This window comes from Acidovorax sp. JMULE5, assembly GCF_013376875.1.
Lineage (GTDB): Bacteria > Pseudomonadota > Gammaproteobacteria > Burkholderiales > Burkholderiaceae_C > Acidovorax > Acidovorax facilis.
The window spans coordinates 1,173,448-1,188,369 of sequence record NZ_CP035951.1; the positions used below are offsets into that span (position 1 = coordinate 1,173,448).

The 14,922-nt window shown below is 66.6% G+C and carries 12 protein-coding genes; 9 read left to right on the forward strand and 3 right to left on the reverse strand.

What is annotated here, in order from left to right:
- Positions 1-15: 15 nt before the first annotated feature.
- Together EXV95_RS05330 and mmsB are read left to right on the forward strand one after the other, a co-directional pair.
- Complete coding sequence (locus tag EXV95_RS05330) at positions 16-417, forward strand: DUF488 domain-containing protein (RefSeq protein WP_176886082.1); 402 nt, start codon at positions 16-18, stop codon at positions 415-417.
- Between the two features lie 118 nt (positions 418-535).
- Entirely contained in the window at positions 536-1,420 is an 885-nt protein-coding gene (mmsB, locus tag EXV95_RS05335; RefSeq protein WP_121506249.1) for a 3-hydroxyisobutyrate dehydrogenase, read from the forward strand.
- Between the two features lie 208 nt (positions 1,421-1,628).
- Here the strand turns inward: mmsB and EXV95_RS05340 are convergent, their stop codons facing one another.
- Together EXV95_RS05340 and EXV95_RS05345 are read right to left on the reverse strand one after the other, a co-directional pair.
- Positions 1,629-2,117 carry a hypothetical protein gene (locus EXV95_RS05340; protein ID WP_176886083.1) on the reverse strand — a complete coding sequence of 163 codons (489 nt, stop codon included), beginning with the start codon at positions 2,115-2,117 and terminating at the stop codon, positions 1,629-1,631.
- A gap of 78 nt (positions 2,118-2,195) precedes the next feature.
- Entirely contained in the window at positions 2,196-2,480 is a 285-nt protein-coding gene (locus tag EXV95_RS05345; RefSeq protein WP_176886084.1) for a hypothetical protein, read from the reverse strand.
- 281 nt (positions 2,481-2,761) lie between these two features.
- Between EXV95_RS05345 and EXV95_RS05350 the strand changes: the two genes are divergently transcribed.
- From EXV95_RS05350 to EXV95_RS05380, 7 genes are all read left to right on the forward strand, one after another.
- Complete coding sequence (locus EXV95_RS05350) at positions 2,762-3,151, forward strand: hypothetical protein (protein ID WP_176886085.1); 390 nt, start codon at positions 2,762-2,764, stop codon at positions 3,149-3,151.
- A 248-nt stretch (positions 3,152-3,399) separates the two neighbouring features.
- Positions 3,400-5,511: a TonB-dependent siderophore receptor gene (locus EXV95_RS05355; RefSeq protein WP_176888966.1), complete on the forward strand. Its 2,112-nt coding sequence runs from the start codon at positions 3,400-3,402 to the stop codon at positions 5,509-5,511.
- Positions 5,512-5,529: 18 nt separating this feature from the next.
- Positions 5,530-7,137 (forward strand): ABC transporter substrate-binding protein, encoded by a 1,608-nt coding sequence (locus EXV95_RS05360; protein ID WP_255484937.1) that lies wholly within the window; start codon positions 5,530-5,532, stop codon positions 7,135-7,137.
- Positions 7,134-8,102, forward strand: a complete 969-nt coding sequence (locus tag EXV95_RS05365) for an ABC transporter permease (protein ID WP_176886086.1) — start codon at positions 7,134-7,136, stop codon at positions 8,100-8,102. Before EXV95_RS05360 ends, EXV95_RS05365 begins: the two co-directional genes overlap by 4 nt.
- A complete protein-coding gene (locus EXV95_RS05370) occupies positions 8,099-8,941 on the forward strand; it encodes an ABC transporter permease (RefSeq protein WP_218135479.1) in 843 nt (280 codons plus the stop codon). The genes EXV95_RS05365 and EXV95_RS05370 overlap by 4 nt, the downstream gene beginning before the upstream one ends.
- A complete protein-coding gene (locus EXV95_RS05375; protein ID WP_176886087.1) occupies positions 8,938-10,383 on the forward strand; it encodes an ABC transporter ATP-binding protein in 1,446 nt (481 codons plus the stop codon). Before EXV95_RS05370 ends, EXV95_RS05375 begins: the two co-directional genes overlap by 4 nt.
- Positions 10,380-11,129, forward strand: a complete 750-nt coding sequence (locus EXV95_RS05380; RefSeq protein WP_176886088.1) for a glutamine amidotransferase — start codon at positions 10,380-10,382, stop codon at positions 11,127-11,129. The genes EXV95_RS05375 and EXV95_RS05380 overlap by 4 nt, the downstream gene beginning before the upstream one ends.
- Positions 11,130-11,292: 163 nt before the next feature.
- On the opposite strand, the gene EXV95_RS05385 is transcribed toward EXV95_RS05380, so the two are convergent.
- Positions 11,293-14,910, reverse strand: a complete 3,618-nt coding sequence (locus EXV95_RS05385) for an EAL domain-containing protein (protein ID WP_176886089.1) — start codon at positions 14,908-14,910, stop codon at positions 11,293-11,295.
- Between the last annotated feature and the right edge of the window lie 12 nt (positions 14,911-14,922).

Genomic DNA, 14,922 nt, shown 5'->3' on the forward strand with positions numbered 1-14,922 from the left:
CCGGAGCCCACCACCATGCCCCTTCGCATCGTCCGCCTTGGCACCCCACGCGCCGCCGGGGAAGGCACACGCATTGGCACCGTGCGCCGCCCACCGCGTGGCGTGCCCAAGGCCGAATTCGCCAGCCGCGACTACTACGACGTGTGGTACCCGCTGCTTGCGCCCACGCAGGAGCTGATGACCCAGGGCCAGCAGGCGAAACCCGGCAAGGAAGGCGAAAAAGAGTGGGAATCGTTCGTCAAGCAGTTCCGCAAAGAACTGGCCCAGCCGGAAGCCAGCCGCACGCTGGACCTGCTGGCTGCGCTGTCGCACCACAGCGCGATGTCGCTCGGCTGCTACTGCGAGGACGAAGCCCGCTGCCACCGCTCGGTTCTGCGCGCCGAGCTGGCCAGCCGTGGGGCCGACATCAGCCCCTAGATTTCAAGCCTTTTTGGCCTTTAGCGCTTTATGGATAAGCGCTAGCAGCTATCAAATTCATACCAAACCTACACCCCATCCCTTTCACCATCACAACGACATCCAGGAGCAACACACCATGAAAATCGCATTCATCGGCCTCGGCAACATGGGCGGCCCCATGGCACACAACCTGCACAAGGCAGGCCACGAAGTGCGCGCGTTCGACCTCTCCCAGCCCGCCCGCGACAAGCTGGCGGCAGACGGCGTGCCCATCGCCGCTGACGCCAAGGCCGCCGTGGCGGGTGCCGAAGTCGTCATCAGCATGCTGCCCGCCAGCCAGCATGTGGAAGGCCTGTTCCTCGGCGCGGGCGAGCTGCTGGCCCAGTTGCCGGCAGGCACGCTGATCATCGACTGCTCCACCATCGCAGCCGCCACCTCCCGCAAGGTGGCCGAGGCCGCCAAGGCCAAGGGCGTGGCCTTTATCGACGCACCCGTCTCCGGCGGCACCGGCGGCGCCATTGCAGGCACCCTCACCTTCATGGTGGGCGGCGACACGGCCGACCTGGAACGCGCCCGCCCCGTGCTCGAAAAAATGGGCGCCAACATCTTCCACGCAGGCAGCGTGGGCGCAGGCCAGACGGCCAAGATCTGCAACAACATGCTGCTGGGCATCCTGATGGCCGGCACCAGCGAAGCCATTGCCCTGGGCGTAGCCAACGGCCTGGACCCCAAGGTGCTCAGCGAAATCATGCGCCGCAGCTCGGGCGGCAACTGGGCGCTGGAGAAGTACAACCCCTTCCCCGGCGTGATGGAAACCGCGCCCGCCAGCAAAGGCTATGCGGGCGGCTTTGGCACGGACCTGATGCTCAAGGACCTGGGGCTGGCGCAGGAGAATGCGATGGCGGTGAAGGCCGCGACGCCGCTGGGGGGCATGGCGCGCAATTTATATGCGGCGCATAGCCTGGCAGGGCATGGGGGGCTGGATTTTTCCAGCATTATTAAGATGGTTCAAAAGGGGTAATCGCTCTTCTGTCAAAGAAAAACGCCAGCGTCTGCTGGCGTTTTTTCTTGGACTGACCGGAGTGGAAAAAACTCCTTAAAACCCGGCGAGTTTCACTTCCGATCGCGCTTCAGTTCCAGAGTGCTAGCGTTGCAACGTTAAAAATCACCGGGACGCAGGCAAGCGTAGCTTTCCCGAGGTCCGGTGGCTTGGAGTGTTAGATTGCACTTCAGGCCGCAGGGGTGATGAAGCTGACTTGGGATAGGAGCCCGAGATACCGAGCTAACGGAGGACACTGGGTGCTGGCTTGGACATCCTTTAGCTGGGAACTGAATTGCCTTCGCATCCAACAGCTGAGGAGATCACCGGTTATTGTTGGCTTTAGCTCGAACTGTAAATAAGCCACATCGGGCCGAGATAGTTCGGCAGCTCTTGTTTCCAGCAAATTCATTAGTGAAAGCTCAGCTTGGTGGCGACCTTCTTGCAAGGCGAACTCAAGATCGATTTTTCCAAGCTCCGGCGGAAGTTGGCTGACCACAACCTTGAGAGCGCCGGAGTTGAGGGCTTCTTTTGGTCGTTTCGTCATTATGAAAAACTCGGTCATTAGCTCATACGGCGCAGACTCAAAGGCAGTTACGACTGCGTAGCTTTCACCCCACACTCCGGCCGGAAGCCCACGTATGGAATAAACGGAATACTTTGATGAATCAGTTGTCATGTGACCTTCCTTGCTTGATCTAACGTTTGACATAAGGGCGCGCTTTAGCGCGTTCCGCTTGATGGATGGGTTAGGAATTTATTCATCTTCTTCGTAGTCACAATCGCATGACAATGCTTGCTCTCCGCACGCAGCGCATTGTTCTATATCGCAAAATGGGACATGGAGTTGCCCTTTAATTACAGCGCAATCTCCACATGGGTGGTTATCAGCTCCCCAGTCTTGCGCTTCTTGGCCGTAAGGCACTCTGGGATATTCGATGCCGCCGATAATATCTGTTTTTTTAGATTGAGCAGCAATAATTTTCTCAGGCCAACCTTCAATCACTTGTGTTCCGTTGTACTCGACGAATTTCGGTTCCAATTGATTTCCTCCTCAAGTGTTTTGAAATGCCTAAAGTGATTTATCCCGCAAACCTTGCGAAATAAACTGGACCGTGCGGGATATTCTGGACATTGATTCGTCCTGGATGTGGCTCCGGGCCTATGTTTACAGCCATACAGCTGTTCAAAAATCCAGGTATAAAAATCCCGTCAAACCCGGCAGTTTTAACCGGTCAGACTATAGCTCGCGAAAGTGCGGATCCAGCGCGTCGGCGCTTCCTCGCGCCAGCACACGCAGTTGAGTATGATTCGCATCCTCTCATGCTGCGCCGCACCATCCCCGCCCTGCCTCTCCACATCGTGCTTCTGCTGGTGGCGTTGTTCAACGCCCTGGCGGGCGCGCCCTTGCACGAGGCGCGGCACGTTCAGGAGGTGGTGCGCAGCGCCACGGCCTCGGCAACCGCAGGCGATACGGATGCATTGGCAACCAGCTTCGCAGCCAGCGACGATCACAGCGAAGAGACACACCCCCCCTGCGCCTGGTGCCTGACCCACGCGCTGGAGGCGGGGCTGGCGCATACACCGGCCCGCCAGCCGCAATTCGCCGCAGAACCCACAGCCATAGCGCCGCACAGCGCAGACCCCTTCACGGCCCAGCAGGTGCGCTGGCCGTTTGCTGCACGCGATCCTCCGCCAGCGCAGCGGGCCTGACACGCGTCGGGCCCCAGCCAGCCAGCGCTCTATAGCGCATCCCCTTTTCGTTTTCGCCCTTGCATTCACCCCCGTGGGGTGGGTGTGGGCACGCGGCCATGTGCGCCTGCCAACTCCCAGGCGGGTGTGAGCCGCGTTGCTCCTGGCTTTTGCATTCATTGCTTTTGGACTGGTTTGCCATGCGTTCTTCCTCTGCTTCTGTTTCTTCTTCACGCCCCGCCTCTCTGCCGCGCCCCACCTTGACGGCCATGGCGGCGGCGGCCCTGCTGGCTTCCCTCCACCCCGCCTGGGCCGCAGACGGGGATGTGATCACGCCGCCCACCCTGTCTACCGTGGACGTGGTGGGCCGCAGTGCCTCGGGCACCTATTACGCCGACGAGGCCGAGGGCGCCAAGACCAGCCTGCCGCTGCGCGAGCTGCCGCAATCCGTGCGCGTGATGTCGCGCCAGACGCTGGACGACCTGGGCGCCACGCGGCTCGATGATGTGCTGGACTATGTGGGCGGTGTCTCGCGCCAGAACAACTTTGGCGGGCTGTGGGACAACATCGCCATCCGGGGCCTGCCGGGCAACGAGAACACGGGCATGGCGACGCTGCTCAACGGGTTTTCATCCAACCGGGGCTTTAATGCGCCGCGCGATCTGGCGGGGGTGGAGCGGGTGGAGTTCCTCAAAGGCCCAGCCGCTGCGCTGTACGGCAGCAGCGAGCCCGGCGGCACGCTCAACATCGTGAGCAAGAAGCCGCTGTGGAAGGCCGCCCATTCGGTGGAGGCCTACGCGGGCAGCTACGGCCTGGGCCGGGCGGCGCTGGACACCACCGGCCCCATCAACGACCGGCTGGCCTACCGCCTGAATGTGGCGGTGGAAGACAAAGGCAGCTTTCGCGACCATGTGCGCGCGCAGCGGCAGGTAGTGGCACCGGCGTTCACGTGGAAGCTCTCGCCCGACACGGTGCTGGAGTACACGGCCGAATTTCTGCGCCACGCCACGCCGCTGGACCGGGGCGTGGTGGCGGTCAACAACCGCCTGGGCGTGGTGCCTGCCAGCCGCTTTCTGGGCGAGCCTGCCGATGGCGATGTGACGGTGACCAACCAGACGCACCAGCTGGTGCTGTCGCACGAGTGGAACCCCGACTGGCGCAGCCGCGTGGGGCTGTCGTACCGCGAGACGGGGATGGAAGGCTTCTCGACCGAGGCCACGGCGCCGCAGGCCAATGGCCGCACGCTCACGCGCCAGCGGCGCTTTCGCGACTACCAGTCGGACGACGTGGCCGTGCAGGCCGAGCTACAGGGCAACCTGCGCACAGGCGGGCTGGAGCATGAGCTGCTGGTGGGCGTGGAGAGCTACCGGTTCAGCATGGATTCGGTGATGCTGCGGGTGAACCCCAGCGCTACCGCGCCGTATGCCATCGACATCTTCAACCCCGTGTACGGCCAGACGCAGCCCACGCCGGGGAGCAACACGGATACGCTGGAGAAGCAACGCAACACGGCGCTGTATGTGCAAGACACCCTCAAGCTGGGCGAGCAGTGGCGCGTGATGGCCGGGCTGCGGGCCGACAACTATGACCAGAGCCTGCAAAACCGCATCACCCACCGCACCACGGCGCAAAGCCCTTCGGCCGTGTCGCCGCGCCTGGGGGTGAGCTGGCTGCCGCTGCAGGGTGTGACGGTGTATGCCAACGCGGGCACGTCGTTCCGCCCCAACGCGGGCAGCGACGCTGCTGGCAACGCCTTTGACCCCGAAAAGGCCCGCGCCTTGGAGTTAGGCGCCAAGTGGGAAAGCGCCGACCAGCGCCTGGGCGCCACGGCCGCGTTGTTTGACATCAAAAAACGCAACGCGCTGACCAGCGACCCACTGAACGCAGGCTTTTCTGCCGCAGCGGGCGAGGTGCGCAGCCGGGGGCTGGAGCTGGACCTGTCTGGCCGCGTGAGCGCGCATTGGCGGGTGAACGCCAGCCTGGTCTTCAACGACGTTGAAGTGAGCCGCGACAACACGCTGGAAGTGGGCGGGCGCTTGCTGAACGTGCCCAAGGTCAACGGCAGCGTGCTGGCGGTGTACGAAAACGCACTGACCAACGGCCAGCGCTACGGCGTGGGCGGCGGCGTGACCCACATGGGCAAGCGCCTGGGCCAGGCCCGCACGCAGGCCGAGGTCAATGCAGGCACAGCCGCGTTCGAGCTGCCCAGCTACACCACGGCCAAGCTGATGGCGTATTGGCGGCTGAGCCCCGCCATCAACCTGTCGCTGGACGTGGACAACGTGTTTGACAAGGTGCACTACACCAGCTCGTACAGCCGCGTGTGGGTGGCGCCGGGGGCTGCGCGCACGGTCACCGTCGGGCTGCAAGCCAAGTTCTGAGTGGTGCCGATGAACTGCATGACAACACTCTCCTCCGCCCTCAAACCCCTGACGCGGCGCCGCGCCTTGCAGGCCCCCGTGGCCGCGCTGGCGGCAGGCGCCCTGCCCTCGGGCTGGGCACAAGGCACACAACCCTCCCCCGCACCGCTGCAAATCGTCGGCCCGTGGGAGATCAGCGGCCTGGCGCCCGCCAGCAGCGGCTATGTGTTCACGCGCCTGCAGGTCACCGAAACCCTGCTGGACGCTGCAGACGACGGCCAGCCACGGCCCGCGCTGGCGCGGCGCTGGCGCCGGTCGGCAGATGGGCTGGTGTGGCAGTTTGAGTTGCGGCCTGGGGCGCGTTTTCACGATGGCACGCCGGTGACGGCTGCCGCCGTGGTGCGCAGCCTCCAAGCCGCCCAGGTGGCGCCCGCGCTGCTGAGCCAGGCGCCCGTGGAGTCCATCACGGCGGCCGACGAGGGCACGGTGATGATCCGCCTGCAACGCCCCCACACCGCCCTGCCCGCGCTGCTGGCGCATTCCAGCACCATGGTGCTGGCCCCGGCCAGCTATGGGGCAGACGGCAAGGTGCGCAGCATCATCGGCAGCGGCCCCTACCGCATTGCAGTGCTGGTGCCGCCGCAGCAGGTCGAAACGGTGGTGTTTGACGCCTACGACGGCCCGCGTCCCGCCATTGCCGCCGTGCGCTACCTGGCTGCCAGCCGCGCCGAAACCCGCGCGCTGATGGCAGAAAGCGGCCAGGCCGACCTGGCCTTCGGGCTGGACCCGGCCAGCCTGCGGCGGCTGCGGCGCCATGCGCAGAACCCGGCGCTGGCGCGCCGCACCGCGGTGCGCATTGCGTCCGTCACGTTGCCGCGCACTGTCATCGTCAAGCTCAACGCGGGCCTGCCTGCGCTGCGCGACGTGCGCGTGCGCCAGGCGCTGAGCCTGGCGATTGACCGCGCGGGCATTGCCCTGGCGTTGATGGGCGACGAGGCGCTGGCGGCCACGCAGTTGCTGCCGCCCACGCTGGGCGCCTGGCACAACCTTGAGCTGCCCCCGCTGCCACACGACCCCGAAGCCGCCGCGCGCCTGCTGCGTGCCGCTGGCTGGCAGCGCCACAGCGACGGCCTGCGCGATGCGCAGGGCCAGCCGCTGCGCCTGGTGATCCGTACCTTTGTAGACCGACCCGAGCTGCCGCTGATTGCCACCGCCTTGCAAGAGCAATGGCGGCTGGCGGGCATCGCAGTAAAGGTGAGCATCGGCAACTCGGGCGACGTGCCCCGGGGCCACCGCGACGGCAGCCTGGAGCTGGCCCTGGCGGCACGCAACTACGCCAATGTGCCCGACCCCACAGGCACGCTGGCGGGCGACTTTGCGGCGCAGGGCGGCGACTGGGGCGCCATGGGCTGGCACAGCGACACCGTGGTGCAAGCCCTGCAAGAGCTGGCACGCACCCAGCCCACGCCCGAGCGCTCGCGCGCGCTGCGGCAATCCATCACGCACACCCTGCAAGCGGAGCTGCCCGTGATCCCCGTGGCGTGGTACCGCCAGCATGTGGCCGTGGCCCCCCGGCTGGCGGGCGTCACGCTGGACCCGCTGGAGCGTTCTTACCGCCTGACCGGCATGGAGTGGAACAACCCATGAACCCCTTGATTTCAAAACCCTGGGCCGCCCTGATCGGCCGCAGGCTGGTGCAGGTGCTCGCCGTGTCCCTGCTGATCGGCACGCTGTGTTTTTTGATGGTGCGCGCCCTGCCGGGCGACCTGGCCATGCGCGTGGCGGCGGGCCGCTATGGCTACGACCTGGTGAGCAACGCCGCCGCCGATGCCGTGCGCGCAGAGCTGGGGCTGGACCGCCCCGGCTGGCTGGCGCTGCTGCACTGGTGGCGCGACATGGTCACCTTCAACCTGGGGCAGTCGCTGGTGTCGCAGCGCTCGGTGTGGCACGAGGTCACGCACCACCTGGGCGCCACGCTGCGCCTGTCTGCCGCCGCGCTGGCCATTGCCTTTGCCGTGGGCGTGCCGCTGGGCGTGTGGGCCGGGCTGCGGCCCCAGGGCTGGGTGGACAAGGCCAGCTGGCTGATGGCCGTGGTGCTGCGCGCGCTGCCGCCGTTTTTGCTGTCGGTGCTGCTCATCCTGCTGGTGGCGGTGCAGTGGGGCTTTTTGCCTGCGGGCGGTGACGAGAGCCAAGCCAGCTTGGTGCTGCCCGCGCTCACACTGGGGCTGGGCCTGGCCGCCGGGCTGGCGCGCGTGACCCGCGCTGCGATGCGCGAGGTGGTGGTATCGCCCTTTTTCGAGTTTGCGCGCACCAAAGGCCTGAGCGACTGGCAGGCGCTGGTGCGCCATGGCCTGCGCAATGCCGCCGTACCGGTGACGGCCTACCTGGGCGTGCAGGCGCTGTTTTTGGTGGAGGGCGCGCTGGTGGTCGAGACGCTGTTTGCCTGGCCCGGCATCGGCCACGCGCTGGTGCACGCCGTATTCGGGCGCGACATCCCTGTGGTGCAGGGCACGGCCCTGTGCATGGGCGTGATGTTTGTAGTGTTCAACCTGCTGGTGGATGCGGCGTGCCTGGCGCTGGACCCCCGGCATGCCCAGAAAGTAGCTGCATGAACGCCGTGACTTCCACACTTCCATCGCCCATGGGCGACGTGGTGGCCCAGCCCCGCTGGCCGCTGCGCACCACACTGGGCCTGGCCCTGCTGGGCCTGCTGGCGCTGTTTGCCCTGCTCGGCCCCTGGCTGGTGGGCGCCAGCCCGGTGGTGCAAGACCTGCGTAACACCCTGGCGCCCCCCAGCGCCCAGCACTGGCTGGGCACCGATGTGCTGGGCCGCTCGGCGCTGGCGCGGCTGGCGCATGCGGCGCAGCTCTCGTTGGGCATGGCGTTGCTCGCCGCGCTGAGCGCCGCCGTGCCCGGCACGCTGCTGGGCATTGCCGCCGCGTGGCGCGGTGGGCGCACCGAGCGGGCGTTGCTCATGCTGTCGGACTCGGTGCTCGCCATCCCCGGCCTGCTGCTGGTGCTGCTGGTGGCCGCCCTGGCGCCCGGCGCGCTGTGGGCGCTGTATGCGGGCCTGTCGGCTGCACTGTGGGTCGAATACTTCCGCGTGAGCCGCGCGGTGGCCAGGCCCGTGCTGGCAGGTGATGCGGTGCAGGCATCGCGCCTGCTGGGTTTTGGGCGCGGCTATGTGCTGCGCCGCCACCTGCTGCCCGCGCTGGCGCCCACGCTGGGCACGCTGCTGGCCTTCACCACATCGCAAGCCGTGCTGGCGCTGGCCGCACTGGGTTTTGTGGGCGTGGGCATGCAGCCGCCCACGCCCGAGCTGGGCCTGATGATGACCGAGGCCATGCCCTACTACGAAGAAGCTCCATGGCTCATTGCCGCCCCCACCGCCCTGCTGGTGTGGCTGGTGGCCGCGATGATGCTGCTCAACCCCGACCGGGAGACCGCATGACCACGCCTTTGAAATCCGACGCTCTGCTGGCCGTGGAAGGCCTGGGCATCCAGGTCGGCGGCAAGCGGCTGCTGCGCGACATCAGCTTCACCCTGCGTGCGGGCGAAGCGCTGACCCTGGTGGGTGAAAGCGGCGCGGGCAAGTCGCTGCTGGCCCAGGCCGTCATGGGCAACCTGCCGCCTGCGCTGCAGGCCACGGGCCAGATCACGCTGGATGGCACCACCACCCGCGCGCAAGACGCCGCCGCCCGCCGCGCCCTGTGGGGCCGCAAGCTGGCGCTGCTGCCGCAAGAGCCCTCGCTGGCGCTCAACCCCCTGGCCCGCGTGGCGCCGCAACTGGCCGAGGTGTACCGCCTGCTGCACCAGCAGCCCGCCAGCGCCGCCAGCGCACAGGCCGAACAGGTGCTGGGCGCTGCGGGCCTGGGCGGCGCTGGCAGCCACTACCCCTGGCAACTGTCGGGCGGCATGGCCCAGCGCGCGGTGGCCGCCATCACCCTGGCCGGGGGCGCCCCGGTGCTGATGGTGGACGAGCCCACCAAGGGGCTCGACGCTCATTGGCGCGGCCGCATGGTGGAGCTGTTCCGGGGTGTGCTGCAGGCGGGCGGCTGCCTGCTCACCATCACCCACGACATGGAGGTGGCCCAGGCGCTGGGCGGCCAAGTGATCGTGCTGCGCCACGGGCAGGTGGTGGAGCAAGGCGACATCCAGACCGTGGCCGCCGCGCCGCAGCACGCCTTTACCCGCCAGCTGCTGCAGGCCGACCCGGCCCGCTGGCTGCCGTTTGCCGCGCCCACGCTGGGCGAGCCGGTCGTACAGGCGCGGGGCATCTCCAAAGCCTATGGCACACAAAAGCTGTTTGCGCCGCTGGACCTGGACTTGCGCAGCGGCGAACGTATCGCCGTGCAGGGCCCGAGCGGCACCGGCAAAAGCACGCTGGGCAATGTGCTGCTGGGCCTGGTGGCGCCCGACACCGGCCGCGTGGAGCGCAGCGCCCGGCTGCGCCCGCATGCATTCCAAAAGTTGTACCAGGACCCGGTCAGTTCGTTCGCCCCGCACATCAGCCTGGCCCAGTCGCTGCGCGATGCCGCCCGGCTGCACCGCTGTGACTGGAAGGCCGTGCAGCAGCGCCTGGCGCAGCTGCGTGTGCCCGAGGACCTGCTGGCCCGCAGGCCCGACCAGGTGTCGGGCGGCGAGCTGCAGCGCATTGCGCTGGCACGGGTGCTGGTGGCGCAACCAGCGCTGCTGTTTGCGGACGAGCCCACCTCGCGCCTGGACCCGATCACGCAGCAGGAAGCCATCCAGGTGCTGATGGGCGCCGTGCAGGAGACGGGCGCTGCGCTGATGCTGGTGACCCACGACCCGCACCTGGCCGCCGCCGTGGGCACCCGCACGCTGGACTTTGCAAGCAGCGAGCAGCCCACCGCCGCTATGCTCACAGCATGACAGCGACACCCTCCCGCACCCTCTGGATCATCAAGACCGGCGACACCCTGCCCGCCCAACGGGCCCGGCATGGCGACTTTGAAGACTGGATTGCGGGCGGCCTGAACCAGGCCCCCGCCAGCACGCAGCTGGCGCTGCAGACACTGGACGCCCGCACCGCCACCGCATGGCCACAGCCCGGCCAGATAGCGGGCGTGGTGGTGACCGGCTCCCCCGCCATGGTGACCGACCGCGAACCCTGGAGCGAGCGCACCGCCGCATGGCTGGCCAGCGTGGTGGCGGCCCGGGTGCCCGTGCTGGGCATCTGCTACGGCCATCAGCTGCTGGCCCACGCGCTGGGCGGCGAGGTGGCGCGCCACCCCGCCGGGCTGGAGATAGGCACCGTGGCCGTGCAGCGCCTGGCCGGTGCCGAGGGCGACGCCCTGCTGGGCCACCTGCCAGCCCGCTTTGGCGCCCAGGTGGTGCACGAGCAAACGGTGCGACGCCTGCCCCCTGGTGCCGTTGCGCTGGCCGCCAACGCCCATGAGCCGCACCACGCGTTCCGCGTCGGCCCCTGTGCCTGGGGCGTGCAGTTTCACCCCGAGTTCAGCGATTCGGTGATGCGCGACTACGTGGCGTGTTTTGCGCCTGCGCTGCAGCGTGCAGGCATGGATGTGGCAGCGCTGGAGCAAGGTGTGCAGGCCACGCCAGAATCGGCCAGCCTGCTGGCGCGTTTTGCGCAGCTGGCGGCAGCGGCCACCGCTTGAAATCTGAATGAAAATTGGCTCTAGCGCTTATCTATCAAGCGCTAAAAGCTATCAACACAATAGCAAATCCTCTGCTGCGATTGCTCTGCATTGGGCGTAGCGCCTCGCCAGTGCATCACCCGGCGCAGCCCCGGCGCACCGCCGATTTCTCGGATTCAGTGGACTAGGAAGCTAGGAAGCGGGCTTCAAACACCTCGGCGGCCACCGGCCTGCTGAGCAGGTAGCCCTGGATTTCGTCACAGCCCAGCAGCGCGAGCCGGCCGCATTGTTCGTCCGTTTCTACGCCTTCGGCAACCACCTTGAGCCCCAGCGAGTGCCCCATGTTGATGATGGCGGAGACCAGCGCCTGCCCTTGCGGTCCGGTGTCCATCCCCATGATGAAAGAGCGGTCGATCTTGAGGGTGTCAGCGGGGAGCGTGGCCAGGTAGCTCAGTGATGAGAACCCGGTGCCGAAGTCATCAATGGCAATCGTGATGCCCATCTCGCGCAGGGCGTGCAGGCTGCTACGGCTGTGCTCCACATCCTCCATGACCATGCTCTCGGTGATCTCCAGCTCCAGCCCGGCCCCTGCGGCCGGGTCAAAGGCCAGCGCCTCGCGCACCTCGGCCACAAAGCTGCGGTGGCGCAGCTGCAGAAACGACACGTTGACCGCCACCCGCAGCGGCGCATGGCCGGCCTGCCGCCAGCGCTGGTTGTCTGCCAGTGCCTGCCCAAGCGCCCAGCGCCCCACGTCGTAGATAAGGCCGGTTTCCTCCAAGATGGGGATGAAAAGCCCCGGTGGCACCAAGCCACGCTCAGGGTCGTTCCAGCGGATGAGGGCCTCTGCGCCTGCCAGGGCGCCAGTGGACAGGCACCGCTTGGGCTGGTAGTGCAGAACAAACTGCCCGCGCTCCAGGGCATCACGCAGGCGGCCTTCCATGCCCAGTGCCTCGGCCACGCGCGTATTCATCTCCGACATGTAGAACAGCAGGCTGTCTGCCGATGCCTTGGCCTTGTTGACGGCGGCCTCCGCATTGCGCAGCAGCGTTTCGGCATCAGCGCCATCCATGGGGTACAAGGCCACGCCAGCCTTGGCGGCCATGCGCAGCTCGGTGCCGCCCAGCGCAAAGGGTGCATCAAAACAGGCGCGCAGGAGGTGGTCCACCGCCATGGCCACCGCGCCCGCATCGCGTGCGTCGGTCACAGCGATGCCGAAGCTGTTGATGCCAATGCGTGCCACGTCGTACACATCGCGGCTGGCGTGCTGCAGCCGCTGCGCGACCTGCTTGAGGAGTTCGTCACCCATCTGTCGCCCCAGCGTGTCATTGACAAAGCGAAAGCGGCTGATGTCCATCAGCGCAATACCCATCAGAGGCCGTGTGCCCTCACGCGGGCGCAGGTGCTGGCCGGTGCGCTCCAGAAAAAGGGTGCGGTTCGGCAGCCCGGTGATTTCGTCGTAATAGGCGAGGTAGCTCAGCCGGTCTTCCTTGTCGAGGTGGTCCAGGGCAAAACCGATGTCGCCGGACAGCTCTGTCAGCAGCTTCATCTCGGCCTCGTCGAAGAAGCCCACCTCGTCTGCCAGCAGAGCCAGTGTGGCGGCGACCTCCTGGCCCACCAGGATGGGCAGTACCGCAATGCTGGCCACACCCCGCTGGCGCAGTTGATCGCGCAGCATCACGCGCGGGTCGCCGCTGATGTCGTCGCACAGCACGGCCTTGCGAGTGCGCACCACTGCGGCGGCAAGGCTTTCACCCGGTGTGGGAACGTCAAACAAACCCAGTCGGTCGCGGATGTTGTGCACAAAATCGGCCTCTACGCCCGACAGCCCCACCGGCACCACCTGCTGCGCCGCGCGGTCCACGCGGCCTATCCAGGCGATGCGGAAATGGCCGTGCTCCACCGCAATGCGGCACGCCTCGCGGAACAGTTCCTCGCGGTCGCGCACCCGCACGATCAGGGTGTTGATGCCGCTGAGCATCGCGTACACGCGGTTCAGGCGCTTGATCTTGCGCTCGGCCTCACGGCGCTCGGTAATGTCTTCACCGAGCGCGGCCACACCCGTCACCTGTCCGCCCACAGTGCGCAGCACGGTGTTGTTCCAGTGCACCAGGCGCCGCTCGCCCGAGCGGGTGAGGATCTCGTTGTCGTAGTGCCAGGCCGAAGGCCGGTCCGCCAGCACATCGGCAAACACGCTGCGCACATTGCCCATCTCAGGGGGCACAAACATGTCAAACCAGTTGCGGCCCGCGATCTCTTCACGCTCCCAGCCTGTCAGGCGCAGCAGGTAGTCGTTGCAATAGGTGATGCGCCCTTCGCAGTCGAGCATCAGCGAGATCATCTCGACCTTGTCGAGCATGTCATTGAAACGGCGGTCGCTTTCGTGCAGCTCTTCCTCGGCGCGTTTCTCCCGGGTGACATCCTGGATGGTGTTGAACCAGCGGCCCTGCTCGCCCCGGCCAGCCTCATCCTCCAAAGGCTCCATCACCTGGCGCAAATGCAGCAGTTCGCCATCTGCGCGTAACAGGCGGTAGGTGAAATCCAGGCGGGCGCCCTGGTGTGCGGCCTGCAGCGCATGCTGGCGGAACATGTCGCGGTCTTGCGGGTGTACCAGTGTCAGCCACTCGCGCGCGGACTTGGGCATGGCATCGGCCTCCAGCCCCAGCATATCGGGCAGCGTGTCCAGCCAGCTCTCGAAAGCGCCATCGGGTCCGCTGATCACATGGGTGATTTTTGCCAGTGCCTGCGCTCTTCGCAGGCTGGCCTTGCTGGCGCGCAGCGCGTCCATGGCCCGCTGGCGCTCGAAAACTTCCACCTGCAGTTGCTCGGCATGCCTCTGGATCTCGATATAAAGGCTGCCGTTTTCGTAGATACGGCCCACCTGCGCGCCCAAAACGGCCAGAACTTTTTCATCGTCTGCCGTGAACGTATCTTCCCCCTGCTTGTTGGCCAGGCAGATCCAGCCATAGGAGAACGAGAGCGAAGTGATGGGCGCAATCAAGCCGGTGTGCAGTGGCGGGTAGCCTGCAGGCAGGCCGATTTCGCTGGGTGCACCGCTTTCATTGACCAGCCGCTCAGAGCGGCGCGCAGCGCGCAACTGCCCCAATAGGCCGTGCGACACCACGGGCAGGTCCAGCAGCCCGCCCAGCGCGGGCTCGATGCCACTGGTACACGTGATGGAGGCATCGCTTTGCTTGCGCACCACACACAGCACCGCATACTCAGCCCCCACCAGCTCGCGCGCGCCACGGCATACATTGGCCAGCAGCACCTGCGGGTCGCGCTCGGAGGCCAGTTGCAGGTTCAGGTCGGTCAGGGCCGCCAGGCGCCGGTTCATGGTTTCCAGCTCGGCGACGTTGCCCGTGAGCTTGTCCGTCATGAGCTGCAGGTGCCGGGTCTGAAAGCTGTGCTCCAGCGGATGGAAGGGCTGTGGTGGCACCTGCAACAAGGCCTGTTCAATGGCCGAGGTAATGTCCTGCGGCTCGCAGGGTTTCACCAGCACCTGCGTCACCCCACAGGCCAGGGCCAGGTTGCGGGCCTCTTGCTCGCGGTAGTGCGCGCTGTAGAAGATCACCTGGGTGGCGGCGAGCTGGTGGTCTGAGCGCAGCTGGCGCACAAACTCGTACCCGTCCATGGTCGGCATCAGGATGTCGGAGATCACCAGATCGGGGCGCTCGGCACGCACCAGGGCCAGGGCCTCGGCACCGTCTGCGGCCTCCAGGGCTTGGTGGCCACTGTGCCCGATGAGCGTGACCACCAGCGCGCGGTTGGCCGGCAGGTCATCGACAACAAGGATCTTGGCCATGCTACCCGGGGT

Bases quoted from the DNA above. Each gene is read 5' to 3' on its own strand.
- EXV95_RS05330 (WP_176886082.1), top strand. From the start codon at position 16: ATGCCCCTTCGCATCGTCCGCCTTGGCACCCCACGCGCCGCCGGGGAA.
- mmsB (WP_121506249.1), top strand. From the start codon at position 536: ATGAAAATCGCATTCATCGGCCTCGGCAACATGGGCGGCCCCATGGCA.
- EXV95_RS05340 (WP_176886083.1), bottom strand. From the start codon at position 2,117: ATGACAACTGATTCATCAAAGTATTCCGTTTATTCCATACGTGGGCTT.
- EXV95_RS05350 (WP_176886085.1), top strand. From the start codon at position 2,762: ATGCTGCGCCGCACCATCCCCGCCCTGCCTCTCCACATCGTGCTTCTG.
- EXV95_RS05355 (WP_176888966.1), top strand. From the start codon at position 3,400: ATGGCGGCGGCGGCCCTGCTGGCTTCCCTCCACCCCGCCTGGGCCGCA.
- EXV95_RS05360 (WP_255484937.1), top strand. From the start codon at position 5,530: ATGACAACACTCTCCTCCGCCCTCAAACCCCTGACGCGGCGCCGCGCC.
- EXV95_RS05365 (WP_176886086.1), top strand. From the start codon at position 7,134: ATGAACCCCTTGATTTCAAAACCCTGGGCCGCCCTGATCGGCCGCAGG.
- EXV95_RS05370 (WP_218135479.1), top strand. From the start codon at position 8,099: ATGAACGCCGTGACTTCCACACTTCCATCGCCCATGGGCGACGTGGTG.
- EXV95_RS05375 (WP_176886087.1), top strand. From the start codon at position 8,938: ATGACCACGCCTTTGAAATCCGACGCTCTGCTGGCCGTGGAAGGCCTG.
- EXV95_RS05380 (WP_176886088.1), top strand. From the start codon at position 10,380: ATGACAGCGACACCCTCCCGCACCCTCTGGATCATCAAGACCGGCGAC.
- EXV95_RS05385 (WP_176886089.1), bottom strand. From the start codon at position 14,910: ATGGCCAAGATCCTTGTTGTCGATGACCTGCCGGCCAACCGCGCGCTG.